At 64.9% G+C, this 25,418-nt stretch carries 23 protein-coding genes, 1 tRNA gene and 1 pseudogene; 10 read left to right on the top strand and 15 right to left on the bottom strand.

Annotation, left to right across the window (positions count from 1 at the left end; genetic code table 11):
* Positions 1-2 precede the first annotated feature (2 nt).
* Complete coding sequence (locus IVB50_RS31980) at positions 3-695, bottom strand: alpha/beta family hydrolase (protein WP_231189766.1); 693 nt, start codon at positions 693-695, stop codon at positions 3-5.
* 127 nt (positions 696-822) lie between these two features.
* Between IVB50_RS31980 and IVB50_RS31975 the strand changes: the two genes are divergently transcribed.
* Positions 823-1,968, top strand: a complete 1,146-nt coding sequence (locus IVB50_RS31975) for an acyl-CoA dehydrogenase family protein (RefSeq protein WP_018452979.1) — start codon at positions 823-825, stop codon at positions 1,966-1,968.
* A gap of 26 nt (positions 1,969-1,994) precedes the next feature.
* On the opposite strand, the gene IVB50_RS31970 is transcribed toward IVB50_RS31975, so the two are convergent.
* The 6 genes from IVB50_RS31970 to IVB50_RS31945 all read right to left on the bottom strand — a co-directional run bounded on the left by IVB50_RS31970 (position 1,995) and on the right by IVB50_RS31945 (position 7,018).
* On the bottom strand, positions 1,995-3,134 hold the full coding sequence (locus IVB50_RS31970) for an amidohydrolase/deacetylase family metallohydrolase (RefSeq protein ID WP_018452978.1): 1,140 nt from the start codon (positions 3,132-3,134) through the stop codon (positions 1,995-1,997).
* 124 nt (positions 3,135-3,258) lie between these two features.
* Positions 3,259-3,335 (bottom strand) — tRNA-Arg (locus IVB50_RS31965).
* Positions 3,336-3,432: 97 nt separating this feature from the next.
* Positions 3,433-4,389: a tripartite tricarboxylate transporter substrate-binding protein gene (locus IVB50_RS31960; protein WP_018452977.1), complete on the bottom strand. Its 957-nt coding sequence runs from the start codon at positions 4,387-4,389 to the stop codon at positions 3,433-3,435.
* Positions 4,390-4,437: 48 nt separating this feature from the next.
* Positions 4,438-4,809, bottom strand: coding sequence for a cupin domain-containing protein (locus tag IVB50_RS31955; protein ID WP_018452976.1), 372 nt, complete (start codon positions 4,807-4,809; stop codon positions 4,438-4,440).
* Positions 4,810-4,835: 26 nt separating this feature from the next.
* Entirely contained in the window at positions 4,836-5,474 is a 639-nt protein-coding gene (locus IVB50_RS31950) for an RraA family protein (protein ID WP_247299208.1), read from the bottom strand.
* A 26-nt stretch (positions 5,475-5,500) separates the two neighbouring features.
* Positions 5,501-7,018: an AMP-binding protein gene (locus IVB50_RS31945; RefSeq protein ID WP_247299205.1), complete on the bottom strand. Its 1,518-nt coding sequence runs from the start codon at positions 7,016-7,018 to the stop codon at positions 5,501-5,503.
* Between the two features lie 208 nt (positions 7,019-7,226).
* On the opposite strand from IVB50_RS31945, the gene IVB50_RS31940 reads away from it, so the two are divergent.
* The gene (locus IVB50_RS31940) at positions 7,227-7,859 is read left to right on the top strand and encodes a hypothetical protein (RefSeq protein ID WP_018452973.1); all 633 of its coding nucleotides are present in this window, start codon (positions 7,227-7,229) and stop codon (positions 7,857-7,859) included.
* 117 nt (positions 7,860-7,976) lie between these two features.
* Here the strand turns inward: IVB50_RS31940 and IVB50_RS31935 are convergent, their stop codons facing one another.
* Together IVB50_RS31935 and IVB50_RS31930 are read right to left on the bottom strand one after the other, a co-directional pair.
* The gene (locus IVB50_RS31935; protein WP_083926313.1) at positions 7,977-8,192 is read right to left on the bottom strand and encodes a hypothetical protein; all 216 of its coding nucleotides are present in this window, start codon (positions 8,190-8,192) and stop codon (positions 7,977-7,979) included.
* A gap of 28 nt (positions 8,193-8,220) precedes the next feature.
* A complete protein-coding gene (locus IVB50_RS31930; protein ID WP_247299203.1) occupies positions 8,221-9,228 on the bottom strand; it encodes a 2-dehydropantoate 2-reductase in 1,008 nt (335 codons plus the stop codon).
* A gap of 158 nt (positions 9,229-9,386) precedes the next feature.
* Between IVB50_RS31930 and IVB50_RS31925 the strand changes: the two genes are divergently transcribed.
* Both IVB50_RS31925 and IVB50_RS31920 read left to right on the top strand, forming a co-directional pair.
* A complete protein-coding gene (locus tag IVB50_RS31925; RefSeq protein ID WP_247299200.1) occupies positions 9,387-9,968 on the top strand; it encodes a YidB family protein in 582 nt (193 codons plus the stop codon).
* 30 nt (positions 9,969-9,998) lie between these two features.
* Positions 9,999-10,271, top strand: coding sequence for a GlsB/YeaQ/YmgE family stress response membrane protein (locus IVB50_RS31920; RefSeq protein WP_083926312.1), 273 nt, complete (start codon positions 9,999-10,001; stop codon positions 10,269-10,271).
* Positions 10,272-10,530: 259 nt separating this feature from the next.
* Here IVB50_RS31920 and IVB50_RS31915 read toward each other — a convergent pair whose 3' ends face one another.
* Positions 10,531-11,316 (bottom strand): SDR family oxidoreductase, encoded by a 786-nt coding sequence (locus IVB50_RS31915; protein WP_018452969.1) that lies wholly within the window; start codon positions 11,314-11,316, stop codon positions 10,531-10,533.
* A gap of 238 nt (positions 11,317-11,554) precedes the next feature.
* On the opposite strand from IVB50_RS31915, the gene IVB50_RS31910 reads away from it, so the two are divergent.
* From IVB50_RS31910 to IVB50_RS31900, 3 genes are read left to right on the top strand one after another with little or no spacing between them, the layout of a single operon-like run.
* Positions 11,555-12,619: an acyl-CoA dehydrogenase family protein gene (locus IVB50_RS31910; RefSeq protein WP_026232431.1), complete on the top strand. Its 1,065-nt coding sequence runs from the start codon at positions 11,555-11,557 to the stop codon at positions 12,617-12,619.
* A gap of 17 nt (positions 12,620-12,636) precedes the next feature.
* On the top strand, positions 12,637-13,797 hold the full coding sequence (locus IVB50_RS31905) for an acyl-CoA dehydrogenase family protein (RefSeq protein WP_008133127.1): 1,161 nt from the start codon (positions 12,637-12,639) through the stop codon (positions 13,795-13,797).
* Between the two features lie 15 nt (positions 13,798-13,812).
* Entirely contained in the window at positions 13,813-14,631 is an 819-nt protein-coding gene (locus tag IVB50_RS31900; RefSeq protein WP_018452966.1) for an enoyl-CoA hydratase/isomerase family protein, read from the top strand.
* Positions 14,632-14,732: 101 nt separating this feature from the next.
* On the opposite strand, the gene IVB50_RS31895 is transcribed toward IVB50_RS31900, so the two are convergent.
* The 4 genes from IVB50_RS31895 to IVB50_RS31880 form a co-directional block, all read right to left on the bottom strand.
* Positions 14,733-16,901: an acetate--CoA ligase family protein gene (locus IVB50_RS31895; RefSeq protein WP_204512778.1), complete on the bottom strand. Its 2,169-nt coding sequence runs from the start codon at positions 16,899-16,901 to the stop codon at positions 14,733-14,735.
* 136 nt (positions 16,902-17,037) lie between these two features.
* Complete coding sequence (locus tag IVB50_RS31890; RefSeq protein WP_026232430.1) at positions 17,038-17,790, bottom strand: hypothetical protein; 753 nt, start codon at positions 17,788-17,790, stop codon at positions 17,038-17,040.
* A 2-nt stretch (positions 17,791-17,792) separates the two neighbouring features.
* Entirely contained in the window at positions 17,793-18,584 is a 792-nt protein-coding gene (locus tag IVB50_RS31885; RefSeq protein WP_085351625.1) for an enoyl-CoA hydratase, read from the bottom strand.
* Between the two features lie 134 nt (positions 18,585-18,718).
* Positions 18,719-19,924: an ABC transporter substrate-binding protein gene (locus IVB50_RS31880; protein ID WP_018452962.1), complete on the bottom strand. Its 1,206-nt coding sequence runs from the start codon at positions 19,922-19,924 to the stop codon at positions 18,719-18,721.
* 254 nt (positions 19,925-20,178) lie between these two features.
* Here IVB50_RS31880 and IVB50_RS31875 point away from each other — a divergent pair.
* Positions 20,179-21,017, top strand: a pseudogene (locus IVB50_RS31875) (thermonuclease family protein).
* A 134-nt stretch (positions 21,018-21,151) separates the two neighbouring features.
* Positions 21,152-22,543, top strand: coding sequence for a M48 family metalloprotease (locus IVB50_RS31870; protein WP_018452960.1), 1,392 nt, complete (start codon positions 21,152-21,154; stop codon positions 22,541-22,543).
* Between the two features lie 198 nt (positions 22,544-22,741).
* Here IVB50_RS31870 and IVB50_RS31865 read toward each other — a convergent pair whose 3' ends face one another.
* Positions 22,742-24,067: an MFS transporter gene (locus tag IVB50_RS31865; protein ID WP_007604615.1), complete on the bottom strand. Its 1,326-nt coding sequence runs from the start codon at positions 24,065-24,067 to the stop codon at positions 22,742-22,744.
* Positions 24,068-24,248: 181 nt separating this feature from the next.
* On the opposite strand from IVB50_RS31865, the gene cyoA reads away from it, so the two are divergent.
* Complete coding sequence (cyoA, locus tag IVB50_RS31860) at positions 24,249-25,409, top strand: ubiquinol oxidase subunit II (RefSeq protein WP_026232429.1); 1,161 nt, start codon at positions 24,249-24,251, stop codon at positions 25,407-25,409.
* The last annotated feature ends 9 nt before the right edge of the window (positions 25,410-25,418 follow it).

Genomic DNA, 25,418 nt, shown 5'->3' with positions numbered 1-25,418 from the left:
TTTCAGGCGAGGCTGTCGATCCAGGCCGCGAGCGTATCAAGCACCTCTGTCAGCGCCTCTTCATTGGTGCGGCCGGACTTTTTCAGCACCGCGAAGGAGTGATCGCCGCCTTCGATCTCATGCAGCGTCGCCTTCGGGGCAAGAGCGGCGATGACCGGCTTGAGGAGGCCGAGATCGGCGAGCCCGTCGCGGGTGCCTTGCAGGAACAGCATCGGGATCTCGACATGGGCGAGATGCTCGGCGCGCTCCGTCGACGGCTTCTTGTCGGCGTGCAGGGGAAAACCGAGGAAGGCGAGCCCTTTGACATCAGGCAGCGGAGCCTTGGACTGCGCCTGCGAGGTCATGCGCCCGCCGAAGGATTTTCCACCCGCAACGAGCATCACACCCGGGCAGAGCCGCGCGGCTTCCTCGACTGCCACGCGGATCGTGGCGTGGGCGACCGCAGGCTGGTCGGGACGGCCCTGCTTGTTTTCCATGTAAGGAAAATTGAAGCGGAAGGTCGCGATGTCGCGAGCAGCGAGCCCCTCCGCAATCTTGTCCATCGATGCATGCCGCATCCCTGCACCGGCACCATGCGCCAGGACGTAGCAGGCGCGCGCCTTGTCCGGCTGCGTCAGGATCGCGGAGACCGTGCCGATGCGCGCGATGTCGAGCTTGAGCTCTTTGGTTTTGACGGTTTGGATTTTGACAGCCACAATCAACCATCCCGATAGACGCTGCTCCGGCCGCCTTGGTAGCGTCACCGGCACAGCCTGAAAACACAATAATTGCCGCCAAAGGCTGGCCTAACCAGGCCGGCAAGCCGCATTGACCGAGGTGACCATGTCCTACCGCTCCTCCTGGATGACCGAAGAGCTCGAAATCTTCCGCGACCAGTTCCGGAAGTATCTTGCCAAGGATCTGGCCCCGCATGCCGAAAAATGGCGCGAGCAGAAGATGGTCGACCGCTTTGCCTGGCGCGGGCTCGGCGAGATGGGCGCGCTGCTGGCAAGCGTGCCGGAGGAATATGGCGGCCTGGGCGCCACCTTCGCCTATGATGCCGCCGTGCTCGACGACCTCGAAAGCACGGTGCCGGAGCTGACGACCGGCGTCTCCGTGCACAGCGCCATCGTCGCGCACTACATCCTCAATTACGGCTCGGAGGAGCAGAAGAAGCGCTGGCTGCCGAAGATGGCTTCAGGCGAGATGGTCGGCGCCATCGCCATGACCGAGCCCGGCACCGGCTCGGATTTGCAGGCCGTCAAGACCACCGCCAGGAAGCAGGGCAATTCCTACGTCATCAACGGACAGAAGACCTTCATCACCAACGGCCAGGCTGCCGACCTCGTCATCGTGGTTGCGCGCACCGGCGATGTCGGCGCCAAGGGCATTTCGCTGATCGTGGTCGAAACCTCAGGCGCGGATGGATACAAGCGCGGGCGCAACCTCGACAAGATCGGCCTGCATGCCTCCGACACGTCTGAGCTGTTCTTCGACAACGTCGCGGTGCCGCCGGACAATTTGCTCGGCGGCGAGGAAGGCCAGGGCTTCGTGCAGCTGATGCAGCAATTGCCGCAGGAGCGCCTCGCGCTCGCGGTCGGCGCGGTCGCGGCTATGGAGCGCGCGATAAAACTCACCGTCGACTACACCAAGGAGCGCAAGGCCTTCGGCAAGCCGCTGATGGATTTCCAGAACACCGCCTTCAAGCTCGCCGAGCGCAAGACCGAAGCGATGATCGCGCGCGTCTTCGTCGACTGGTGCATCGAGCGGCTGGTCGCAAAGGACCTCGACACCGTCACGGCGTCGATGGCGAAATATTGGTGCTCGGAGAAGCAGGTCGAGACCGCCGACGAATGCCTGCAGCTGTTCGGCGGCTACGGCTATATGCAGGAATATCCGATCTCGCGCATCTTCATCGATTCCCGCATCCAGAAGATCTATGGCGGGACGAACGAGATCATGAAGCTGTTGATCGCGAGGTCGTTGTAATCAAGCCGGCGTGAACGGCCTGCCGCTCAATTCGGATGCCACCACCGGCCGCCGATCACGACGCCTTCGGAGACGATCTTGCGGTCGCCGATCAGGTGCTCGCCGACGACGTCCTCATAGTCGAACTGGCCTTCCCTCACCGAGATCAGCGTGGCGTCGCCGACGCTGCCCGGCTTGAGGCTGCCGAGCTCGGGGCGCCGCAGCGCCATCGCGGCGTTGACGGTCGAGGTTGCGATGACGTCGGACAGCGGCATGCCCATGCACAGGAATTTCGACAGGGTCGTCACCTGATCGAAGGCCGGGCCGTCGATGCAGAGCTGATGAATGTCGGACGAGATGGTGTCGGGATAGAAGCCGTTGGCGAGCATCGCACGCGCGGTCTTGAATGCGAACGAGCCCTTGCCGTGGCCGATGTCGAACAGCACGCCGCGCTCGCGGGCGTCGAGCACCGCCCGCTTCACCGTGCCCTGCGCGGTCGCAGGCGTGTTGGGGAAGGGACGGAACGCATGGGTGAGCACGTCGCCGGGGCGCAGGCGCGCCAGCACCTCCTCGTAGCTCGGCGGCGGATGATCGATATGCGCCATCAGGGGCATGCCGACCTCGTTCGCGACCTCGAGCGCGATGTCGAGCGGCACGACGCCCGACGTGCCCGAGGAATGCAGCCCCACGCGCACCTTGATGCCGACGATGAGATCGCGGTTGGCGTCGGCCACCTTGGCCGCCTCGATCGGATTCATCAGCCGCAGCTCCTCGCTCTCGCCGACCATGATCCGGTGCGAGAAGCCGAAAATGCCGGCATGCGAGACATGCAGATAAGCGAGGATACGAACCTGGCTCGGCTCGATCACATGCTTGCGGAAGCCCGCGAAATTGCCCGGCCCCGCACTGCCGGTATCGACCGCGGTGGTGACGCCGGAAAGACGGCAGAACTCCTCGGCGTCGATGCCGAGCGACGTGCCGCCCCAATAGACATGGGTGTGGAGATCGATCAGTCCCGGCGTCACGATGTAGCGAGAGACGTCGCGCACCTCGGTGCCCGGATCCGCCTTGAGCCCACTGCCGATCGCCGCGACCTTGCCGCCGGAAAAGGCGACATCGGTCACGGCGTCGAGCTTCTGGGACGGGTCGACCACACGGCCGCCGCGCAGGATCAAATCGAAAGGCATTGTCGTCTCCGGATATGGCAGCGAGGCGGGGCGGCAGTCAGCCCGGGCCAGGAGGAAGCTTCGCGCTTCTAGCAATTTTTGCGCCGACGAGCGTATCAAACGCGACGATTGCTCACCGAAAAACTGGCGATCCCGGGAAGACTCGAACTTCCGACCTACGGTTTAGGAAACCGTCGCTCTATCCGGCTGAGCTACGGGACCGCGGAACCCGCAGAGCGGGTTACCGGGGCTTCATATCAAAGCGGAAGGGGGATCGGAAGCCCTCCGCGTTGCTCAATGCGGAGGGCTGCCGGTCATCTCATGCCCGGATATTGTTGTCCTTGACCACCTTGCCCCAAATGGCGACCTGCTTGTCGAAGAAGGTCTTGAAGGCGGGAGCGTCCTCGAGCAGCAGCGTCATCTGCTGCGTTTCCTTGAGCTGGGCGGCGGTCGCGGGCTCGCTCAGGATCTCCTTGGACGCCGTCGCGAGGCCTGCGACGATGTCCGGCGGCGTGCCGGTGGGCGCGAAGATGCCCCACCAGGCCAGCGTCTCGAAATCCGGAAAGCCCGCCTCGATCGCGGTCGGCGTATCCGGCAGGCCCGGCAGCCGCTCGCGGCCGAGCTGCAGGATCGGACGCAGCATGTTGGTGCCGAGCTGGGCTGCGACCAGCGCCGCAGATCCCGCGATCAGGTCGACATGGCCGCCGAGCACGTCGTTCATTGCGGGGCCTCCGCCGCGATAGGGCACGTGCATGATCTCGACGCCGGCCTTGTTGCCGAGCACGGTCATGGCGAGATGGCCGAGCGTGCCGATGCCGACGGAGGCATATTTCACCGCGCCGGGCGTCGCCTTGCAGGCCGCCACCACGTCGGCAAAGCTCTTGTAGGGGCGGCCTGCACCGGCAGCGATCACGTAAGGCGCGGTGCCGACCAGCAACACCGGCATTAGCTCGCGCTCGACATCGACGGGCGGCTTGTCGAGGATGGAGGGGATCACCGCATGGGAATCGAAGGTGACCAGGAACGTCGAGCCGTCAGGCGGGCTCTTGGCGACCTGCGCCGCGCCGAGCGCGCCTGCCGCGCCCGACTTGTTCTCGACAATGACGATGCGGTTGAGCTTGGTTTGCAGATGGCTCTGGAGCAGCCGCGCCATCGCATCGGTGGATCCGCCCGGCGGAAACGGCACCACCAGTGTGATTTTTGAAGCCTGCGCCAACGCCGGCGTCATCGCGAGAATAGCCGGCGCTGCCAGCAGCGTCCGTCGTGTGATCGTCATGGTATCCCTCCCCTGTTTTCTCGCGCCCGGCTTTTGCTCTTTGGCGCTTTAAGTGGTCCCGAAACCGGATCCCGCTTTTCTGTATTCTGGCCGCGGCGGACTGAAGATGTCCAGCACGCGGGCGCCGTCGGGGCCGGCGCGCATGGTGTGCGGCACATTACCCGGCGTGCGCCAGAAGTCGCCTTTCTTCACGGCAATCTCCTCATCACCCTGGACGCGGATGGCGGAGCCGTCGAGCAGCACGCCCCACTGCTCCTCGGGATGATGGTGCAGCGTGCCTTGCGCATGCGGCGCCAGCGTCACCACCGACAGCATCGCCTGCTCGCCGGAGAAGATGCGCGTGGTCACCCCTGCCGCGAGCTCGCGAAACAACCCGTCGCCGTTATCGTCGAGATTGTGGAATTCGTCCTGCTGGCTCACGCCGCCCTCCTCTTCATTCTCGCTGATCAGGATTTGCCATACGAGCCTTGATAACGGCCCTCGCGGATCGCCTTCAGCGTCTCCTCCTCGCGCGCGACCTGGGCTCGCACGGCGTCGAGCAGCGCCGCGGCACCGGCGGCGGCAAACGACACCACGCCGTCCTCGTCTCCGACGACGATGTCGCCGGGCGAGATCACGCTGCCGCCGATCGAAACAGGCACGTTGATCTCGCCGGGGCCGTTCTTGTAAGGGCCGCGGTGGATCACCGCGCGGGCATAGCAGGGAAAGTCATCGGCAGCGAACGCCGCGAGGTCGCGGATCGCGCCGTCGATGACGTAGCCTTCGGCTTTGCGCCATTGCGCGATGTTCTTCATGATCTCACCGACCAGCGCGCGGGTCTCGTCGCCGCCGCCATCGACCACGATGACGTCGCCGGGGCCCACCAGCTCGAGCGCGCGGTGGATGGCGAGATTGTCACCGGGACGGGTGCGGACCGTGAAGGCCGTGCCCACCAGCTTGGCACCGCGATGATAGGGTTTGAGCCCCACGGCGCCCGGCAGCCGGCCGAGATTGTCCGAAATGACCGGGGTCGGCGCACCGCGAAAGCCCTCGATGATCGCGGCCGGCGGCTTCGGCACAGCGTTCGCGGCGATGGTGATGGTCATAATCTCGGTCCTTCCCATGAATTCTCTTAATCGGCGTCCGCCCGCGCCTTCGCCGGCCAAATCCGGAACGCGCGCCCCTCCTTCATCCACGCCGCGCGCTCGTCGCGCAACAGCGTGCGGCGAACTTTACCGGAATCGTCGCGTGGTGGGACGGTGACGATCTCGAAGCTCTCCGGGTGCTTGTAGCGGCTGAGCCTGTCTTTGAGGAAATCCGCCATTCCGTCGGCGATGGCTTGGCCGTCCGCATCGCTCTCCGGCTCGATGATGGCGTGCACGCGCTGGCCCAATTCCGGATCGGGCAATCCCACCACCACGCAGGAGCGCACGCCCGGACAGGCGGAGACGGCAGCTTCGACCTCGGCGGGATAGATGTTGGCGCCGCCGCGCAGCACCATGTCGGCGAGGCGGTCACCGAGATAAAGGTAGCCTTCCGCATCCAGCCTGCCGATATCGCCCAGCGATTCCCAGCCGTCGGCGCGGCGCTTCGGCTCGGCGCCGAGATAGTGATAGGTGGCGTCATTGCCGTCATTGTTGAGGAAGTAAATCTCGCCGGTCTCACCCGGCGCAACGTCGTTGCCGTCCTCGCCGATGATGCGCAAGCGCGCCGTCTCGCCGATCTTGCCGACCGAGCCCTGGTGCGTCAGCCATTCCTTGCCGGAGATGATGCAGGAGCCCTGTCGCTCGGTGCCGCCATAGAGCTCCCAGATCCGCTCAGGCCCGAGCCAGGCGATCCAGTTCTCCTTCAGCCAGGGTGGCATCGGAGCGGCCATGTGGAAGACGGTTTGCAGGCTCGACACATCGTAGGCGTTGCGCACGTGCTCCGGGAGCGCCCAGATCCGGTGCATCATGGTCGGCACGAAATTGACCCATTGCACGCGCTCGCGCGCAATTTGCCGCAGCGCCTCCTCGGCGTCGAACTTGACGAGGCCGGTGAGCTGGCCGCCGGTGAACAGCGCGTAGTGCGACACGATGAACGGCGCATTGTGATAGAGCGGACCGGGATTGAGCAACGAGACCCCGAAGGGGATGTTGAGCGGCGGCGCGGCGACCGTGTCGATCACCGCCGGCTGGTGATCGAGGATCACCTTCGGGCGGCCGGTCGATCCGCCGCTGGTCATGGCTTTCCAATAGCGCGCCACCGGTGCGGTGAGCGGCTCGTCCGAAAACCCTTCCGGCACGAAATCCGCGGGCAGACGGTTCGGCGCGTTCCAGTCGGCTTCGCCGCCGACCACCAGCGCCGGCTTCAGGATGTCGAGCACCGCGGCGGCTTCGCCGCGCGGCAGCCGCCATGACAACGAGGTCGGCGTCGCTCCGCATTTCCACACTGCAAACGAGGTCTCGAAAAACGCATTGCAGTTGGGCAAACCGATCGCGACAAAGTCGCCGGGCTTGACACCCTTGGCCATGAACGCCCGCGCGCGCCGGTTGGCGCCGCGTTCGAGCGCGTCCCATGTCAGCGTATCCTGCCCGTGACGGACGGCGATCGTGCCTTGCGGTTTGCGTTCGGCGTACCAGCGCGGCACATCGGACAGGGGCAGCAGCATGAGGCGTTTCCACTTCGTATTCTTGGCGTCGCCGATGAGGCGAGCGCAGGATGAAGTGACGCTGTGACTCCTGCGCCACGTCAAGCAAAAAATGTCAGCATCACAGCCATGAAATTCCCGGGTTCCATGGGTGACAAGCAGGCCATAAAGGGGCAAAAATCAGCCCGACTCAGTTCGGGTTGAGTTTTGCAAGGAATGCTCTCGTAGAATGTCGGACGTAGTTGCATCGCGTCGTGCGGCGCTTGTCGTTGCTGCAGCAGGATTTTTCCTGCTGGCGCCGTCGCATGCCCAGGCACAATGGTGGAAGCGCGCGCCTGTTGACTTCGAGGCCTGCGCCGACGCCGCCGAGAAAGCTACGACCAAATCCGAGAAGACGGCTGCGCTTGCCGACTGCAACGCCAAATTCGCCGGCCGGCGCAAGGCGGGCGGCGGCTATTCCTATTACGATTTCCTCCAGGACCGCAGCTTCGACATCGCCGGGCCCAATCCGACGCCGGAGGAGCAGAAGAAGATCGACGAATCCTACACCGCCTATCTCGCCAATCAGCGCCGCAGCAATGAAGCCGCGCAGGCCACCGCGCGCCAGCAGCGCGAGCAGCAGGAACAACAGGTGCAGCAGCTCCAGCGGGTCGCGTTGCGAACCGAGGTCGAGCGCGTGCCCGTGCCGGTCGAGCGGCCGAAAGTCCAGCAGGCCGCCATCGGCGACGCGCGGCCGCGGCCGAAGGGCACACCCTGCACCAAGGGCTCGTTCTCCTGCGAATGGCCGCGGCTGTCGGATGGATTGAACGACATCAAGAAGCTGTTCAGCCCGACGCCGAGCAAGCCCGCGAAGAAGGGCTGAGCTGCGTCGCCGTCATTGCGAGCGCAGCGAAGCAATCCAGCATCTCTCCGCGGAGGCAGTCTGGATTGCTTCGCTACGCTCGCAATGACGAACTGGGCGGGGATCCGTCTCCTAGCCTCAGTTCGTGTGCTTCTTCTTGCTGCGCTTCGGTTGAGCAACCGGCGCATTCACCGGCGCCGTTGTTGTCGGTGAACTACCCAACTGCGAACGACTCTCCTTCAGGCGCGCGTCATAGCCGGGCGAATTCGTGACGGTCGGCGGCCTTGCCTGAGCAAACGTGGAAGCTGCACATAAGGCGGCGAGCACGACCCCGATCGTCAAACAACGTTTCATCGCACGTCTCCCGTCAGCCGGCGTGAACTCATGCAGCGCCGCGAACCTGCTGCGGCGTCAGCCGCGGCGGACCCTTGCCCGCGGCCTCAGCCTCGTTGATCAGCGCAACAATGCGGCGCGACAGCGGCACGTCGACACTGTTCTGTTCGGCGAGGGCGATGATCGCGCCCTGGAGATAGTCGATCTCGGTCTTGCGGCCCTGCTTCAAATCCTGCCACATCGAGGAACGCGCCTCGGGATCGATCTTCATGGTCCTTCCCAGGATCAGGTCGAAAATCGGATCAGGCAGTCTCAGCAAGGCGGGCGTCCAGGACGACGGGATCGGCGTCGCCGAGACCGGTGTGATGCCGGCGGCCCTCATTGCAGCCAGCCCCTCCGCCATCTGATCGGCGAACAACCTTCGCCATTCGCGGTTCCCCAATTGCGCAGCGAGGGGCATGTCGGACAAGGCGCTGAGCGCGTTGTTCAAATTGATGATCAGCTTGCCCCATTGCACGCCGGTGATGTCGCGGCTCGCGCGCATCGTGAGCCCCGGCACCGACAGAGCTGCGGCCGCGTTCGTGTCATCTTGGCCAACATGAATGTCGCCAGAGGTCGAGCGGTGGAAGCGGCCCTCGCCCATCCCGACCACGTTGAAAGGCACCATGCCGGCGAGCACGCGGCGATCGCCGAGGCGATCGCGCAGCACCGCGACGTTGCCGACGCCGTTTTGCAGCGAGACGATGACAGCGTCCTGCGGCGCATGCTGCGCGATCTGCTTGGCGACAGCTGCCGTGTCGGCGCTCTTCACCGTGACCAGCACGATGCCGGCGCTGTGCAAGATCGCGGGATCTTCCGATAGCGCGAGTTGGCCCGGATCGAGCTTCTTCTCGGAGCCGTCGAAATCGGTCAGAAGCAGACCGAACCGCTCGATCTCGGCCTTCACCCGCGGTCGCACCAGGAACGCGACGCGGCGACCGGCAGCCGCCAGGGTGCCGCCGACAAAACATCCGATGGCGCCCGCGCCGGCCACCACGATCGGTCGATCCGTCATCATCTTGGCTTGCCCCCTCAACGATCCGCCCTCGATAGCAGAGGCTGTGTCTGCTGCCCATTCCCGGAGTTGCGGCGCAATCGCCTTGTAACCGTCATGACGGCCTCATATGTTTTCGAACGGGGCTTGTTACCGGCAACAAAGCGCCAAGGGAGAACGCCATGGGTTTGCTCGACGTCCTCAACGGCATGCAGAACGGCCCGCGCGGGCCAAGCACGCCGAGTTCACAATCCTCATCCAGTGGCGGCATGTCGCCCATGACCATGGCGCTGCTTGGCCTGCTCGCCTGGAAGGCATTCAAGCATATGAGCGGCAACCAGAGCGGCAGCGCGCCGCAGCCGTCCCCGGCACCGAAGCCGACGCATCTCCCCCCGCCGGTGAATGCAGGCGCTGGTGGTGGCCTCGGCGACCTGTTGAAGGGCGGCCTTGGCGGCCTGCTCGCGGGCGGCGCGGCCGGCAGCGTGCTCAGCGGCGGGCTCGGCGATCTCCTCAACCAGCTTCAGCACAGCGGTCATGGCGATACTGCCAATACCTGGGTCGGCAAGGGCGAGAACAAGGCGATCGCTCCAGGCGATCTCGCCAATGCGCTCGGCGCCGACCAGATCGAGAGCCTGTCCGCCCAAAGCGGCCTGTCGCGTGACGAGCTGCTCTCGGGCCTCAGCCAGTATCTGCCGCAGGTGGTCGACCATCTGACGCCGGACGGACGGCTGCCGACCGAGCAAGAGATCGCGGGCAGAGTCTGATTGGTTTAGTCAAACGAGGGGAGCACGGACATGAGCATGGGTGGCTTGTTGTGGATCATCGTCGTCGGCTTCATCGCCGGCCTCATCGCGCGTTGGCTGGCGCCGGGACCGAACAATCCGAGCGGCTTCATCCTCACCACCATCCTCGGCATCGCCGGCGCGTTTCTCGCGACCTTCATCGGTCAGGCCATCGGTCATTACGGTCCCGACCAGGGTGCAGGATTCATCATGGCCACCATCGGCGCCGTGGTGGTGCTGTTCATCTGGCACCGGCTGGTGGCGAGCGGCGTGATCAAGGGGTGACGCTTCAAAACGCCGAAAGCGGCACACCGCCACCTCATCGTCATGCCCGGGCTTGACCCGGGCATCCACGTCTTTTGATCCGCGCGGCGACACGTGGATGGCCGGGTCAAGCCCGGCCATGACGTGGAGAGAGCGGAGGCCGGGTCAAGCCCGGCGACGACGTGGAGAGAGCGGAGGCCGGGTCAAGCCCGGCGACGACGTGGAGAGAGCGGAGGCCGGGTCAAGCCCGGCGACGACGTGGAGAGAATGTGCCGCGCGATCACGTCACCAAATGCATCCCCGCATCCATGCGCACGACTTCGCCGGTCATGTTGCTGGAGGCCGGCATCGCCAGGAAACAGACGAGCTGCGCGATGTCTTCCGCCGATGACGCGACCTTCAGCGGCACCTTCGCCGCGACGCTGTCGCGCACCTGCTTGGCGCCCGCCTCGCCGCGGCCCTTGGTGAACCAGGGTGTATCGATATAGCCCGGGCATACCGTGTTGACGCGGATCAGCGGCGCCAGCGCGCGCGACAGCGACAGCGTCATGGTGTTGAGCGCGCCCTTGCTCGCGGCGTATGCGATCGACGATCCGACGCCGCTGATGCCGGCGACCGAGGAGATGTTGACCACGGCGGACGGCCGCCCAGAAGCTTTGGCGCCGGCCTCGAGCAGGCTGCGCGCCGCGCGCACCATCTGGAACGGGCCGATGGTGTTGACGCCGTACAGGCGCTGGAAATCTTCCGCCGACAATCCGTCGAGATCGGCATGGACGACATGCTTGGTGGTGCCGGCATTGTTGACGAGCACGTCGAGCCGGCCCCAGCCGCCAGCTGCCGCGACGATCTTGCGGCAATCGTCATCCTTCGAGACGTCGCCCTGCGCGACCAGAACTTCCGGTGAGCCCGCCTTGCGGCAATGCTCCGCGGTCGCCTCCGCTTCCTTCTGGCTCGAGGAATAGTTGATGACGAGCCGCGCCCCGCTCCGTGCGAGAATTTCCGCGGTCGCAGCGCCCAGGCCGGAGGCGGACCCCGTCACGATTGCGCACAAACTGTCCTTTGCCATCCGGATTTCCTTCCCCTTGATTGAGTATCGACGTTCTGTTTAGCGAGTTTGCCGCGCCCTGCAAATCGAGCAAACTCCGCTAAGCGGAATTAGCTCATCGCCCATGCCCGCGCCGCAGGTTGACCTGCGATCAGCGCTTGTCAGGGCCATGGCTTTTTTGGATCATCGGGCGCAAGAAGAACCTGCGCGCCCGCCCCACTGGGGCCGGATGCGCCAATGGCAAAACACGGGGAACGCTGTGGCGGAGAGTGACAATATCGTCGTCGAGACCGCGGAGAAAATCTTCGCCGATCTCGCCGATCCGCAGACCGTCAACAACGACAAGAAGGATTCGTGGCAGGCGCCGCTGTGGCAGGCGCTGAGCGAGGCCGGCCTGCCGCTGGCCTGGGTGCCCGACGATCTCGGCGGCTCCGGCGCGAGTCTGGCCGACGGCTTTGCGCTGCTGAACGCGGCCGGCCGTTTCGCAGTCGCGGTTCCCCTGGCCGAGACCATGCTGGCCGGCTGGCTGCTGGCGCAGGCGAAGATCGCTTCCCCGGAGGGGGAGATGACGGTGCTGCCGGCGTCGCCCAAGGATCGCATCACCCGCGATGCCGATGGTGCGCTCTCCGGCCGCGCCCGCGGCGTGCCCTTCGCAAAGGCGGCAAAGCACTTCGCGGTGCTGGCCCACGGCAAGGACGGAGTCGCGGTCGCGCTGGTGGATGCGAGCAAGGGCCGGATCGAGACCGGACTCAATGTCGGCTATGACCACAGCGACACCGTCACGCTCGACAAGGTCCAGCCCCTCACCATCAAGCCCGCGCCGAGCGGCTTTGACCAGACCACAATGATGCTGATGGGCGGCGTCGCGCGCAGCCTTCAGATCGCGGGCGCGCTGGAATCGATGCTCGACATCTCCGTGCGCTATTCCAACGAGCGCGTCGCCTTCGAGAAGAAGATCTCCAAATTCCAGGCGGTGCAGCACAATCTCGCCCGCCTCGCCGGCGAGTCGGCTGCTGCGCTTGCGGCTGCGACTTCCGCGGCCGACGCCATCGCCAACGCAAAGTCGTTCGATGACGCGGTCTATCTCGAAGCCGCCTCCGCAAAGATCCGCTGCGCGGAAGCTGCGGAAAAGGGCGGCGCCATTGCGCACCAGGTCCATGGCGCGATCGGCTTCACCCTGGAGCACATCCTGCACCGCTATTCGCTGCGGGCGCTTGCCTGGCGCGACGATTTCGGTTCGGAAAGCCACTGGGCCGTCGAGCTCGGCAAGCTCATTGCCAACCGCGGCGCCGACGAATTGTGGCCGCTCGTGGCTTCGCGCTGATCAGGGACGAGACAACAATGACCGCTGCCCTCCGTTTCGATCCGATCCGCCTGCCCGAGAAATGCGAGCAATTGCGCAAGGAAGTACGCGCCTTCCTCGCGGAGGAAATCGCCGCCGGTACCTTCGATCCGCACAAGCCCAACCGCGAAGACACCGACGCGCCGGAATTCTCCCGCCGGGTCGGCGCCAAGGGTTGGCTCGGCATGACATGGCCGAAAAAATATGGCGGCCAGGAGCGCTCGTTCCTCGAACGTTACGTGGTGACGGAGGAGATGCGCGTCGCCAACGCGCCGACGCGGCGCTTCTTCGTCGCCGACCGCCAGAGCGGACCGGTGCTGATCAAATACGCGCCTGAGCACATCAAAATGGACATCCTGCCGCGCATCTGCCGCGGCGAGATCTGCTTCGCGATCGGCATGAGCGAACCGAACTCCGGCTCGGACCTGTTTGCCGCGAAGACCCGCGCGACCAAGACCGACGGCGGCTATCTCATCAATGGCACCAAGATCTGGACCTCGTCGGCGCATATCGCCGACTACATGATCGCGATCTTCCGGACGTCGCAGCCGACCAAGGAAAACCGACGTCACGGCCTGACCCAGTTCCTGGTCAAGATGAAGCAGCCGGGCATCCAGGTGAACCCGATCGGCCAGATCACCGGCCAGTACGAGTTCAACGAGGTCGTGTTCACCGATTTCTTCGTGCCTGACGATCATGTGCTCGGCGAAGTGGACGGCGCCTGGAAGCAGGCGACCAGCGAGCTCGCTTATGAGCGTTCGGGCCCCGAGCGCTTCCTGGAGACCTATTACGTGCTGACCGAGCTGGTTCGCGCCGTTGGTCCCAATCCGGATACCCGCAGCGCCGAAGGCATCGGCCGGCTGGTGGCGCAGCTCCACACCATGCGGCGCATGTCGGTCTCGGTCGCGGGCATGCTGCAAGCCGGCAAGGAGCCGGTCGTCGAAGCCTCCATCGTCAAGGACATCGGCACGGTGTGGGAACAGCAGCTGCCGCACCGCGTGCGCGATCTCGCCGCCTTCGTCGAGGAGACCGCGACCAACCGCGAGACGCTGGAGCGGCAGCTCGACTTCGCCATCAAAACCGCGCCGAAACTCACCATCCAGGGCGGCACCACCGAGGTGCTGCGCGGCATCATCGCCCGCGGGCTTGGTTTGCGCTAATCATTCGAGGACATCATGAGCACCTATAAAGATATCGGCGTCGAAAAAGTTGGTCACGTCGGCACCATCGAGATCCGCCGCCCGCCGCTCAACTTCTTCGACATTTCGCTGATCAACCAGATCGCGGACGCACTCGACGAGTTCGATCGCGACATCGAGATTCGCGCCTCGGTGCTATCGGCCCAGGGCAAGGCGTTTTGCGCCGGCGCCAATTTCCAGGACCCGGCACGACAGGCGCAAGAGGCGCGCGAAGCCGATAAGACGGCCAAGGGCGATCCGGCCGATAGCCTCGGGGCGATCAATCATCTCTACATCCAGGCCGTGCGCATCTTCCGCGCCAAGAAGCCGATCGTCGCGGCCGTGCAGGGCGCCGCCATCGGCGGCGGACTGGGCCTCGCGGTCTCGGCGGACTTCCGGGTCACCTGCCCCGAAGCGCGCTTCTCCGCGAACTTTACAAAGCTCGGCTTTCATCCCGGCTTCGGCCTGACTGTGACGCTGCCCGAGCTGATCGGAAAGAACAACGCCGAGCTGATGTTCTACACCAGCCGCCGCGTCACCGGTGAGGAGGCCTTCAAATGGGGCCTCGCCAACGAGCTGGTGCCGCAGGACCAGGTCAAGGCGGCCGCACTGAAGCTCGCCGGTGAAATCGCCGAATGCTCCCCGCTCGGCCTCGTCTCCACCCGCGCCACGATGCGCGCTGGCCTCGCCGATCGCGTGATGGCCGCGACCAATCACGAGCTCGAGGAGCAGACCCGACTGCGCGCCACGGAAGACTTCAAGGAAGGCGTGAAGGCCACGGAAGAGCGGCGGGTCGCGAATTTCAGGGGGCGGTAGGTCCTTTCTTCCTTCTCCCCTTGTGGGAGAAGGTGGCGCGAAGCGCCGGATGAGGGGTTGTCTCCGCAAGCCATTCTCTTGCGCTTGTGGAGAGAGACCCCTCACCCGTCTCGCCGCTTCGCGGCGAGCCACCCTCTCCCACAAGGGGAGAGGGATGATCTCCGCCCCACCACCAGCGCGTCCACGATCGTCACGCCCTGCCCTTCCGCGTGCACCAGCACCGGGTTGAGCTCGATCTCCGCGATCTCCTCTGCATGTTGCGCGGCAAGCACGGAAATGTCCGCGATCAACTGCGACACCGCCGCAACATCCGCCATCGCCGCCCCGCGAAATCCCGTCAGCAGCGGCGCGGCTTTCAAGCGCGCCAGCATCGTGCCGGCTTCTTCTGCGCTGACCGGCGCCGGGCGGTAGACGACGTCGCGGAACAATTCGGTCGTGATGCCGCCAAGGCCCACCATCACCATCGGCCCGAACGTCGCGTCTGTCATGGTGCCGACGATGATCTCGACACCCTGCTTCGCCATCGGGCAGACCAGCACGCCCTGAATGGCCGCCTCAGGCCTGTGCTGGCGCACATTGTTGAGCAGCGCCTCGAACGCCAGAAACGCTTCGCCCTTTGTGGTGATATTGACGCGCACGCCGCCGACCTCGCTCTTGTGCGCGATGTCCGGCGACTGGATCTTCAGCACCACCGGAAAGCCGACGCGGGCGACGGCATCATCGAGCTCGCCCTTGTCCTTCACCAGCACTTCATCCGGCAGCGCGATGCCGGCGGCGCGGAGCAATGTCTTGCTGTCGGCTTCCGAGAGCGCAGGCGATTTCAGCTGTGCTGAGATGTCCCGCGCGGGGACTTGCGCCCCGTCCGCGGGCCTCTGCAGCTCGAAGGTGGCATAATCGACGAGCTGCCGCATCGCGACGCCGACATAAGTGAGGCCGGAGAGCACCACGACGCCGGATTTGGCAAGCTCGCGCCGCGCGAAATCGGACGGTACCGTGTAGGAATAGAACACCACCGGCTTGTGCTGCGCGGCCAGCACCGGCGTCAGCTCGGCTTCCTTGAAGGGCTTCCGGACGTCGCTCGACAGCGACAGCACGATCAGGATTGCGTCGATCTCGTCCGACGCGGTGAGCACATCGACGCTCTTTTGCAAGCCGCCCGAGGTCACGCCCTGCGCCGTGACGTCGATCGGGTTGCGCGCGGTGCCGTAGGACGGCATCAGCGCGCTGATCTCCGCCTGGACTTTTTCGGAGAGCTCCGGCACCTGCAAGCCTTGCAGCGCCACGGCATCGGCGCCCCAGATGCCGGCGCCGCCGGAGACGGTGACCACGGCGACGCGATCGCCTTTCGGCAACGGATTGCTCGCAAGCACAGCTGCGATCGTCAGCGCCTCGTCGAGATCGTTGGAGACGATGAAGCCATATTTGGCGAACACCGCGTCGTAGGCCGCCGACCATCCGGCCATGCTCGCGGTGTGCGAGGCGGCCGCGCGCATCCCGGCGCCGGAGCGGCCGACCTTCGTGACGATGACAGGCTTTTTCAGTTCGGCGGCGCGCCGCGCTGCCGCGAGAAACTTGTCGACGTCGCGAATGCCTTCGATGAACAGCAGGATCACGTCCGTTGAAGCGTCCTGCACCATGTAATCCAGAAACTCGCCGGCCCCGAGATCGGATTCGTTGCCGGCACTGACGACATAGCTCACGGCAATGCCGAGCGCACTGGCGCGGTGATAATACGCAAAGCCGATGCCGCCGCTCTGCGCCACGATGCCGATCCGCTTCGTCGTGGCGACCAGCGGCACCACGCTCGGCTTGACGTCCACGGCGGGACTGAACGTCGCCGCCACGCGCTGCTTCTGGCTGAAAAAGCCTTCGGCATTCGGACCGGAAATCCGCATGCCGGTGCGCCTCGCCAGCCCCGCGATCGCGTCCTGCATCGCCGCGCTCTCCCCGCCCTCCTCGGCGAAGCCGGAGGAGATGATAACAGCGTTCTTCACGCCGGCGGCGGCGCATTGTTCGAGCGCGGCGAGCACCGCGCGGGCGGGGATGAGGATGATTGCGAGATCGACCGGCGCGCCGATGTCGGTGATCGATTTGTAGCAAATGAGGCCGTCGATCTCGGCGTAGTTCGGGTTCACCGGATAGATTTTTCCGGGATACTCGTTCTTGCGCAACATCGACAGCAGGCGCCCCGGAATCTTCTCGTGATCGCGCGAAGCACCGATCAGCGCGATGCTGGCGGGTGCAAAGAAGCTGTCGAGCGGATGCGGCATGTGCAGATTCCAATTGTCGGTCTGGCGCTACCCCCGTCATGGCCGGGCCTGTCTCGCCTGCGCGGCCGAAGCCGCTTCGGCCGCGCAGGCGGGACAGGCCTGGCCATGACGACACAACGAGAACTAGCGCAAGTGGTCAAGCAGCGAGCCGAAATGTCACGCCGCTCAGCAGAAACTCATTGCCCGCCACCGCGAGCCCCTTGGCCTTGGCGGCATGCAGCACCTGGGCCACATCTGTCACCTGAAACTCCAGCGCGCTCATGATTTCGCTGGCGCCCTTCACGAACCGGAAGGTCGCGTTGGTCAGCTTCAGTTCGACATCGCCACTCGGCGCCACGCCGATGAGCTTGCCCCAATGCTCGGCCAGCCCTTGCGGGTCCGGGCTCTGTATTTCCACGCTCGTCAACGCCTGCGTCACGTCCTTGCGGATGAATTTATGCCAGTCTGGCCCCGCTGGCGGATAAGGCCCCAAAATGTCGTCGCTGCCTTCGGTGTGGTTGAACTCGATGAAGGCGGCGCGACAGTCGCGGGGATGGAGCTGCACGCCGTGATAGGGCGCGTGGTCGATCACGTTGGCGGTGCGCACGCCCAGAGCGTTGGCGTTACGGCCGCGCTCGTCGGGATCGTTGCAGCAGAAGATCGCCATGTAGCCGCCGCGGCCGCCGCTCTTCTCGATGAAGCGGCCGGCCGTGGTGCCCTCCTTGAACGGCGCGACCACCTCCAGCAGGATCGTGTCGACCGGCAGCAGCGCGTTCTCCAGGCCGTATTTCGCGACGTTGCCGTCGCGGTAGCAGACAGCGAGGCCCATGATGTCAGCGATATCCGCGATCACGGGCGCGAGCTGCGGCGCGACCAGGCAGATCTGCCGCAACCGCATATAGGGCGCCATCGTCATGCGCCCTTGAAGGTCGGCTTGCGCTTCTCGACGAACGCCTTTGCGGCCTCCTTGTGATCCTCGGTATCGCTGCAGCGGGTGTGATGGATCGCCTCGCCGTCGAAGCAATCCTCCAGCGCGAGATGCTCGGCATTGTTGATGTTGCGCTTGATGAAGCCAAGCGCGATCGACGGGCCCTGCGCCAGCGACAGTGCGAGCTCGTGCGCGGCCGTATCGATCTCGGCGTCGGGAACAACCTTGGTCACCATGCCGATCGCATGTGCTTCCTTCGCGGTCAGCACCGGCGAGGTCAGATAGAGCTCGCGCGCCCGCGCACTGCCGAGCAGCTGGGTGAGGAAATAGGTGCCGCCGTAATCGCCGGAGAAGCCGACTTTTGCGAAGGCGGTGGTGATCTTGCAGGATTCGGAAGCGACGCGGAGGTCACACGACAGCGCCATCGACAGACCCGCGCCGGCGGCAGCTCCATCGAGCTGTGCCACCACGGGCTTTGGCATCTGGTGCAGGATACGCGACACTTCCATGCCGCGGCGCAGGTTCGCCATTTTCACTTCGAACGGCAGCGGCGCCCGGCCCTCCGCCATCGACTTGACGTCGCCGCCGACGCAGAAGGAGCCGCCCGCGCCCTTGAACAAGACCGCGCGCACCTCCGGATCATCCGCCGCGCGCCGTGCCGCCACGACCAGCCCGGCCACCATGTCCGGGTTGAGCGCGTTCTTGCGCTCGGGCCGGTTCATGGTGATGGTGAGCAGCCCGCCTTCGAGCTTCTGGAGGACCATGTCGTTGCTCATGGGACGTCTCCCTTGTTGTTGTTTGCTTCGGTCTATCGACGCTCGTCATTGCGAGCGAAGCGAAGCAATCCAGAGATGTTTCCGCGGAGACAGTCTGGATTGCTTCGTCGCTTCGTTCCTCGCAATGACGGTGTTTATTTCTTCACCAACGGGCAGCGCGACTGCTCCAGCGACTGGAACGCCTCGCTGCCGGGCACGGTGGCGAGCAGCTTGTAGTCGTCCCAGCGGCCCTTGGATTCCGACGGCTTCTTGACCTCGAACAGGTACATGTCGTGCAGCATGCGGCCGTCCTCGCGGATCTTGCCGTTCTTGGCGAAGAAGTCGTTGATCGGCGTCTCCTTCATCACTTTCATCACCGTCGCAGCGTCGGTCGTGCCGGCTGCCTTCACCGCTTTCAGATAGTGAGTCACGGACGAATAGACACCAGCTTGCGCCGAGGTCGGCGGCCGCTTCATACGCTCCTGGAAGCGCTTCGAGAACGCGCGGGTGTCATCGTTGAGATCCCAGTAGAAGGCTTCCGCCAGCAACAGGCCCTGCGCGGTCTCGAGTCCGATGGAGTCGATATCGGTCACGAAGGCGAGCAGCGGCGAGACCTTCTGGCCGCCCTTGGTGATGCCGAACTCGGCCGCCTGCTTGATGGCGTTGACGGTGTCGCCGCCGGCATTCGCAAGCCCGATCACCTTGGCTTTCGAGGCTTGGGCCTGGAGCAGGAACGACGAGAAATCCGACGTGTTGAGCGGATGGCGCACGCTGCCGAGCACCTTGCCGCCGGTCTTGGTCACGACGGCGCTGGTGTCCTTTTCCAGATCCTGGCCGAAGGCGTAGTCGGCGGTGAGGAAGTACCAAGTGTCGAGGCCCGACTTCACGGCCGCAAGGCCGGTCACATTGGCCTGACCGTAGGTGTCGAACACGTAGTGAATGGTATAGGGACCGCAGGCCTCGTTGGTGAGGCGGATCGAGCCCGGGCCGTTGAACATGATGATCTTGTTGCGCGCTTTCGCGATCTCGCCGGCGGCGAGCGCGGTCGCGGAGGCCGCGACGTCATAGATCATTTCGACGCCCTGATTGTCGAGCATGTCGCGGGCGATATTGGCGGAGAGATCGGCCTTGTTCTGATGGTCGGCAGCCAGCACCTGGATCTTGCGGCCGAGCACCTCACCGCCAAAGTCCTCCACGGCCATCTTGGCCGCGGTCTCGCTGCCGGGGCCGGTGATGTCGGCATAAAGGCTCGACATGTCGAGGATGCCGCCGATCTTCAGTGGCGGCTTGTCCTGGGCCTGCACGGCGCTCGCGCTCAGCGCCAACGCAGCGGCAAAAATGCCCGACAAAACATGCTTCATCGAAAAGACCTCCCTTATCGCGCCGTACTCTGATGGCGGCTTGGTTATTGCTGTTACCGCAATCATGCCGCATGCGCGACAGCGCAGCAAGCGCACGGGACGATGCAGATGAACGATCAACACGCGCTTTCCGCAAAGCGGAATGACGAGATGCGGAAGAGTGCCTCCGCCGTCATTGCGAGCGCAGCGAAGCAATCCAGGATCTTTCCTCGGAGGGACTCTGGATTGCTTCCCTGCGCTCGCAATGACGGAGTATGAACAAACAGTCTTCGCGCCCCACCGCGCTTGAGTTATGGTTGGAGCGCAACGCAACCTTTCCGGGCAACGTGACGCGACTGCTTCATCTCATCGTCGCATGTCTTCTGGTCGCGGCTCGCGGTGCGTCCGCCACGCCGTGCCAGTTCGAGTCCCAGGGCGAAGGCCGCGTCACCGCGATCGATGCGCGCAGTCTGCGTCTCGATGACGGCCGGGAAATCCGCTTGACCGGCATCGAGCCGACCGCAACCACGAAGCAGGCGCTGACGACGCTGCTCGTCGGTCGCGACGTTATTTTGCGCAGCGCCGACGACACGCCCGACCGCTATGGCCGCCAGGGCGCGCTGGTCTTTGTCGGCGAGAGCGACATCTCCGTGCAGGCGACGCTCCTCGCCGAGGGCGACGCCATCGTCTCCGCCGAGATCGCCGATAAGGACTGCGCGGCCGCCCTGATGGCGGCGGAGGCCGAGGCAAGGCGCCAAAAAAGGGCAGCTGGGCTGACCTGTCGGCCATAAAAAACGCGGAAAGTCCGGACGATATTTTGGCGGGGATCGGGCGTTTTGTGGTGGTCGAGGGCAAAGTCCTGTCGGTCCGGCAAGCTGGGGCAATGACCTACCTCAACTTCGGACGAAACTGGACACGCGGCTTCGCCGTGACTATTTCAAAGCGCATGATACCCGCGTTCGAAAGCGCCGGGATCGCCCTTAAGTCTCTGGAAAATAAGCGTATTCGTGTCAGGGGCTGGGCTGAGGGGAATACGGGGCCGCGTATCGATGTACGCCTCGTGGGACAAATCGAGTTGCTGGGCGCAAACGAGCCGACAGGGGTAAGGCCCTAAAAAGGGCCAGGCACGGGTTAAGCGACGTGAATGGGGTGCTAGGACGGCACGGACGAGGTGAACGCCGCCGCCTGCGGGCAGCGCCGGCTGCGCTATGCCTCGTGCTGGGTTCAGCCCTCGCCGGTTGCGGCGATATGGGCCGGTTCCAGACCGCGGCGGCGCCCCCGACCGTCGCAATGCCCAAGCCGAAGCCGGCCGTCGCGCAGACCCCCGCCACCGAAAAGGAGCACGAGCGCATCCTGGCGAGCTACGGCGGCACATATGACGACCCCAGGCTCGAATCGCTCGTCACCAAGACCGTCGACCGCCTGGTCGCAGCGTCCGACCGCCCCGATCAGGGTTACAGGGTCACGATCCTCAATTCCGGCGCGGTGAACGCCTTCGCGCTGCCGAACGGCCAGCTCTATGTCACGCGCGGTCTTCTTGCGCTGGCGAGCGATACGTCGGAATTGTCCTCCGTGCTCAGCCACGAGATGGCGCATGTGCTGTCCAAGCACGCCGCGATGCGCGAGGACCAGGCCCGCCAGGCCGCGATCGTCACCCGCGTCGTCACCGACATGAGCAACGATCCCGATCTCACCGCGCTGGCGCTCGCCAAGACCAAGCTGACCATGGCGAGCTTTTCGCGCAATCAGGAGTTCGAGGCCGACGGCGTCGGCGTCGGCATCTCCGCCAAGGCCCATTTCGATCCTTATGGTGCTGCACGCTTTCTCTCGGCGATGGAGCGCAATGCCGAGCTGAAGGTCGGCAAGACCTCGCTCGATCCGCGGGCGCAGGATTTCACCTCGTCGCATCCGGCAACGCCCGAGCGCGTGCAGAACGCGCAGACCATCGCGCGGCAATACGCAGCGCCAGAGGGCGGCGAACGCGACCGCGAGACCTATCTCGCCGCGATCGACAATCTCGTCTACGGCGAAGACCCCAGCGAAGGTTTTGTCCGTGGCCGGCGCTTCCTGCATCCGAAGCTCGGTTTCACCTTCCAGGCGCCGGACAATTTTACGCTCGACAACACCGCGCAGGCCGTGATCGGCGTGCGCGACGGCGGCTCGCAGGCGATGCGCTTCGACGTCGTGCGGGTGCCGGCCGAACAGTCGCTGGGCGATTACCTGAATTCCGGCTGGATGGAGGGCGTCGAGAAGGCCTCCACCGAGGACATCACCATCAACGGTTTTCCGGCTGCGTCCGCCACCGCCAAGGGCGACCAGTGGCAGTTCAAGGTCTATGCGCTGCGCTTCGGCAGCGACGTCTACCGCTTCATCTTCGCGGCACGGCAGAAGTCGACCGAGAGCGAGCGCAATGCGCGCGAGACCGTCGGTTCATTCCGCCGCCTGACGCTCGACGAGATCCAGGCCGCGCGCCCGCTGCGCATCAAGGTCATCACCGTACAGCCTGGCGACACCGTGGAATCGCTCTCCCACCGCATGGCCGGCGTCGACCACCCGGCCGAGCGTTTTCGCGTGCTCAACGGGCTCGATCGCAACGCGCAGGTGAAGGTGCGCGATCGTGTGAAGGTCGTGGCGGATTGACGCGCGGTGGTTCCGCAAACTCCGCTGTCGTCCCGGCGTCGGCCGGGACCCATAACCCCAGGGAGCAATTTGGCGGGCGCTGGTCGTTCGGGATTAAGAACACCCGCGTTCGATAGATCACGCGGTATGGGTCCCGGCCCCCGTGCGCAATTGCGCACTAGGCCGGGACGACATTCGCTTGTAGCTGCAGCTCACGCCCTAACCGCCCGCGTCCATATCGCCGGCCTCGCGCTGGCCGCTGAGCCAGAGCGCGAGCAAGGTCCAGAACGCGCCTGACAGCAGGTACGCACCCGAGGCGATGACGCCGAGATTGGTCGCCAGCAACAGAGCGACCAGCGGTGCAAAGCCTGCGCCGAACAGCCAGGCCATGTCGGAGGTCAGCGCCGAGGCCGTGTAGCGATACGCCTGCTTGAAGTTCGAGGCGATCGCACCCGAGGACTGGCCGAACGAGAGGCCGAGCAGGATGAAGCCGATCACCATGTAGATGGTCTCGCCGAACGCGCCGGCATCGAGCAGCTGCGGGGCAAAGCCGCTGTAGATCGCGATCGCGATCGCCGATCCCATCAGCAGCGACTTGCGGCCGACGCGATCGGCGATGACGCCGGAGAGCACGATCGCGCCGACGCCGAACACGGCGGCGACGATCTCGATGATCAGGAAGCGCACCGGGCTTTCGCGGGTGAACAGGAACACCCAGGACAGCGGAAACACCGTGACCATGTGGAACAGCGCGAAGCTCGCCAGCGGCGCAAACGCACCGAGCATGATGTTCTGGCCTTCGCGCGCCACGGTCTCGGAGATGCGCGAGGGTTGCAATTCGCGGGTCTCGAACAGCGAGGCATATTCTTCCGTCGTCACCATGCGCAGGCGCGCGAACAGCGCCACGACGTTGATGGCGAAGGCGACGAAGAACGGATAGCGCCAGCCCCAATCGAAGAAATCGTCGGCCGACAGATTCCCGGCGAAATAGGCGAACAGCCCGCTCGCCACGATCAGACCAAGCGGCGCACCAAGCTGCGGCACCATCGCGTACCAGCCGCGCTTTGAAGGCGGCGCGTTCAGCGCCAGCAGCGAGGCCATGCCGTCCCAGGCGCCGCCCCAGGCCAGACCCTGTGCGATGCGCGCCAGCGCCAGCAGCCAGATCGCGGCAGCGCCGATCTCGTGATAGCCGGGCAGGAACGCGATCGCGACGGTGGCGGTGCCGAGCAGGAACAGCGCCGAGATCAGCTTGGCCGTCTTGCCGTACTCGCGGTCGACCGTCATGAAAATGACGGTGCCGATCGGCCGCGCCATGAAGGCCAGCGCGAAGATCATGAAGGAATAGAGGGTGCCGGTCAGTTCGCTCGTGAACGGGAAGACCAGGCGCGGGAACACGATCACCGAGGCGATCGCGAAAACGAAGAAGTCGAAGAATTCCGAGGTGCGGCCGATGATGACGCCGATGGCGATCTCGCCGGGACTGGCCTGGTCGTGGCCGTGCTCGCCCGAGTGGTCTGCCATTGCGGGGGTCTGTGCCATCGCCATTCGCGCGCCCTTAACGTTCTGAAACCAAAGCCGACTGCCCGGCGAGGCGCCAGGCAATCGAATCCTGTCTGGCGCAACATCCCGCACTGCAACATTGGACAAATTGTCCAATGTTGGGATTGCTGCGCCGCAGCTACCCCTTGGCCCCGCAAAAGAAACTCATTCTCATAAGGCTCGGCCCGTGTCCCGTTTCAAGATCCTGGCGATGCTACCCTTGGCGGTTATGCTAAGTGGCTGCAACTACGTCGTGCTGGCGCCGGCCGGCGATATCGCGGCGCAGCAGCGCGACCTTGTCATCATCTCCACCGTCCTGATGCTCCTGATTGTCGTCCCCGTGATGGCCCTGACGGTGCTGTTCGCCTGGCGCTACCGGCAGTCCAACACCGACGCCCGCTACGAGCCGGAATGGGACCACTCGACCAGCCTCGAGCTGGTGATCTGGTCGGCGCCGCTTCTGATCATTGTTTGCCTTGGCGCGCTGACCTGGATGGGCACGCACCTGCTCGACCCCTATCGCACGCTCGGCCGCATCCATGCCGACCGCGCAGTCGACCAGTCCAAGGCCCCGCTCGAGGTCGACGTCGTCGCGCTCGACTGGAAGTGGCTCTTTATCTATCCGGATTACGGCATCGCCACCGTCAACGATCTGGCAGCTCCCGTCGATCGTCCGATCAACTTCCGCATCACCGCGTCCTCGGTGATGAACTCGTTCTACATCCCCGCGCTGGCCGGCCAGATCTACGCAATGCCGGGCATGGAGACCAAGCTCCACGCCGTCGTGAACCACGCCGGCAGCTATCGGGGCTTTTCGGCGAACTACAGCGGGGCCGGCTTCTCCGGCATGCACTTCAACTTCCAGGGTCTCGACGACAAGGGCTTTGACGCCTGGATCGCCAGCGCCAAGTCCGGCGGCGGCTCGCTCGGCCGCGCCGAATATCTCCAGCTCGAAAAGCCCAGCCAGAACGAGCCGGTGCGGCGCTACGGTACCGTGGATTCCGATCTCTACCGCCTGATCCTCAACATGTGCGTCGAGACCGGCAAGATGTGCCAGAGCGAGATGATGGCGATCGACGCCAAGGGCGGCCTCGGCCATGAGGGCCTGAACAACACCCTGCCGCTGGCCTACGACAAGTACGCCCGCCGCGGCACCGCGCTTGGGCCGGAGCCGACTTTCGTCGCCGGCACCTGCACGCCCGATGCGCCGCAGGGCAGGACCACCGCTTCCATCACGGCACCTGTCGACACCGCGCCGCTGCTCGGCGCCGGCCTGAAGCGGCCGAGTTTCACGCCGCTGAAGTCCTCGTCCTTCTTCCTCGGACAACGTCCGAAGTCAGATTCGTAAAGAGATCCC

The organism is Bradyrhizobium sp. 87, assembly GCF_023073015.1.
Classification (GTDB): domain Bacteria; phylum Pseudomonadota; class Alphaproteobacteria; order Rhizobiales; family Xanthobacteraceae; genus Bradyrhizobium; species Bradyrhizobium canariense_D.
This window is presented reverse-complemented; position numbering and strand designations above follow the sequence as displayed.

Excerpts from the sequence above, each read along its gene's own strand:
- IVB50_RS31915 (WP_018452969.1), bottom strand. The coding sequence starts at position 11,316 with ATGGCAAAGGACAGTTTGTGCGCAATCGTGACGGGGTCCGCCTCCGGC.
- IVB50_RS31925 (WP_247299200.1), top strand. The coding sequence starts at position 9,387 with ATGGGTTTGCTCGACGTCCTCAACGGCATGCAGAACGGCCCGCGCGGG.
- IVB50_RS31900 (WP_018452966.1), top strand. The coding sequence starts at position 13,813 with ATGAGCACCTATAAAGATATCGGCGTCGAAAAAGTTGGTCACGTCGGC.
- IVB50_RS31930 (WP_247299203.1), bottom strand. The coding sequence starts at position 9,228 with ATGATGACGGATCGACCGATCGTGGTGGCCGGCGCGGGCGCCATCGGA.
- IVB50_RS31870 (WP_018452960.1), top strand. The coding sequence starts at position 21,152 with ATGGGCCGGTTCCAGACCGCGGCGGCGCCCCCGACCGTCGCAATGCCC.
- IVB50_RS31960 (WP_018452977.1), bottom strand. The coding sequence starts at position 4,389 with ATGACGATCACACGACGGACGCTGCTGGCAGCGCCGGCTATTCTCGCG.
- IVB50_RS31920 (WP_083926312.1), top strand. The coding sequence starts at position 9,999 with ATGAGCATGGGTGGCTTGTTGTGGATCATCGTCGTCGGCTTCATCGCC.
- IVB50_RS31935 (WP_083926313.1), bottom strand. The coding sequence starts at position 8,192 with ATGAAACGTTGTTTGACGATCGGGGTCGTGCTCGCCGCCTTATGTGCA.
- IVB50_RS31890 (WP_026232430.1), bottom strand. The coding sequence starts at position 17,790 with ATGGCGCCCTATATGCGGTTGCGGCAGATCTGCCTGGTCGCGCCGCAG.
- IVB50_RS31950 (WP_247299208.1), bottom strand. The coding sequence starts at position 5,474 with ATGACCATCACCATCGCCGCGAACGCTGTGCCGAAGCCGCCGGCCGCG.
- IVB50_RS31895 (WP_204512778.1), bottom strand. The coding sequence starts at position 16,901 with ATGCCGCATCCGCTCGACAGCTTCTTTGCACCCGCCAGCATCGCGCTG.
- IVB50_RS31970 (WP_018452978.1), bottom strand. The coding sequence starts at position 3,134 with ATGCCTTTCGATTTGATCCTGCGCGGCGGCCGTGTGGTCGACCCGTCC.
- IVB50_RS31905 (WP_008133127.1), top strand. The coding sequence starts at position 12,637 with ATGACCGCTGCCCTCCGTTTCGATCCGATCCGCCTGCCCGAGAAATGC.
- IVB50_RS31880 (WP_018452962.1), bottom strand. The coding sequence starts at position 19,924 with ATGAAGCATGTTTTGTCGGGCATTTTTGCCGCTGCGTTGGCGCTGAGC.
- IVB50_RS31865 (WP_007604615.1), bottom strand. The coding sequence starts at position 24,067 with ATGGCGATGGCACAGACCCCCGCAATGGCAGACCACTCGGGCGAGCAC.
- IVB50_RS31940 (WP_018452973.1), top strand. The coding sequence starts at position 7,227 with ATGTCGGACGTAGTTGCATCGCGTCGTGCGGCGCTTGTCGTTGCTGCA.
- IVB50_RS31945 (WP_247299205.1), bottom strand. The coding sequence starts at position 7,018 with ATGCTGCTGCCCCTGTCCGATGTGCCGCGCTGGTACGCCGAACGCAAA.
- IVB50_RS31975 (WP_018452979.1), top strand. The coding sequence starts at position 823 with ATGTCCTACCGCTCCTCCTGGATGACCGAAGAGCTCGAAATCTTCCGC.
- IVB50_RS31885 (WP_085351625.1), bottom strand. The coding sequence starts at position 18,584 with ATGAGCAACGACATGGTCCTCCAGAAGCTCGAAGGCGGGCTGCTCACC.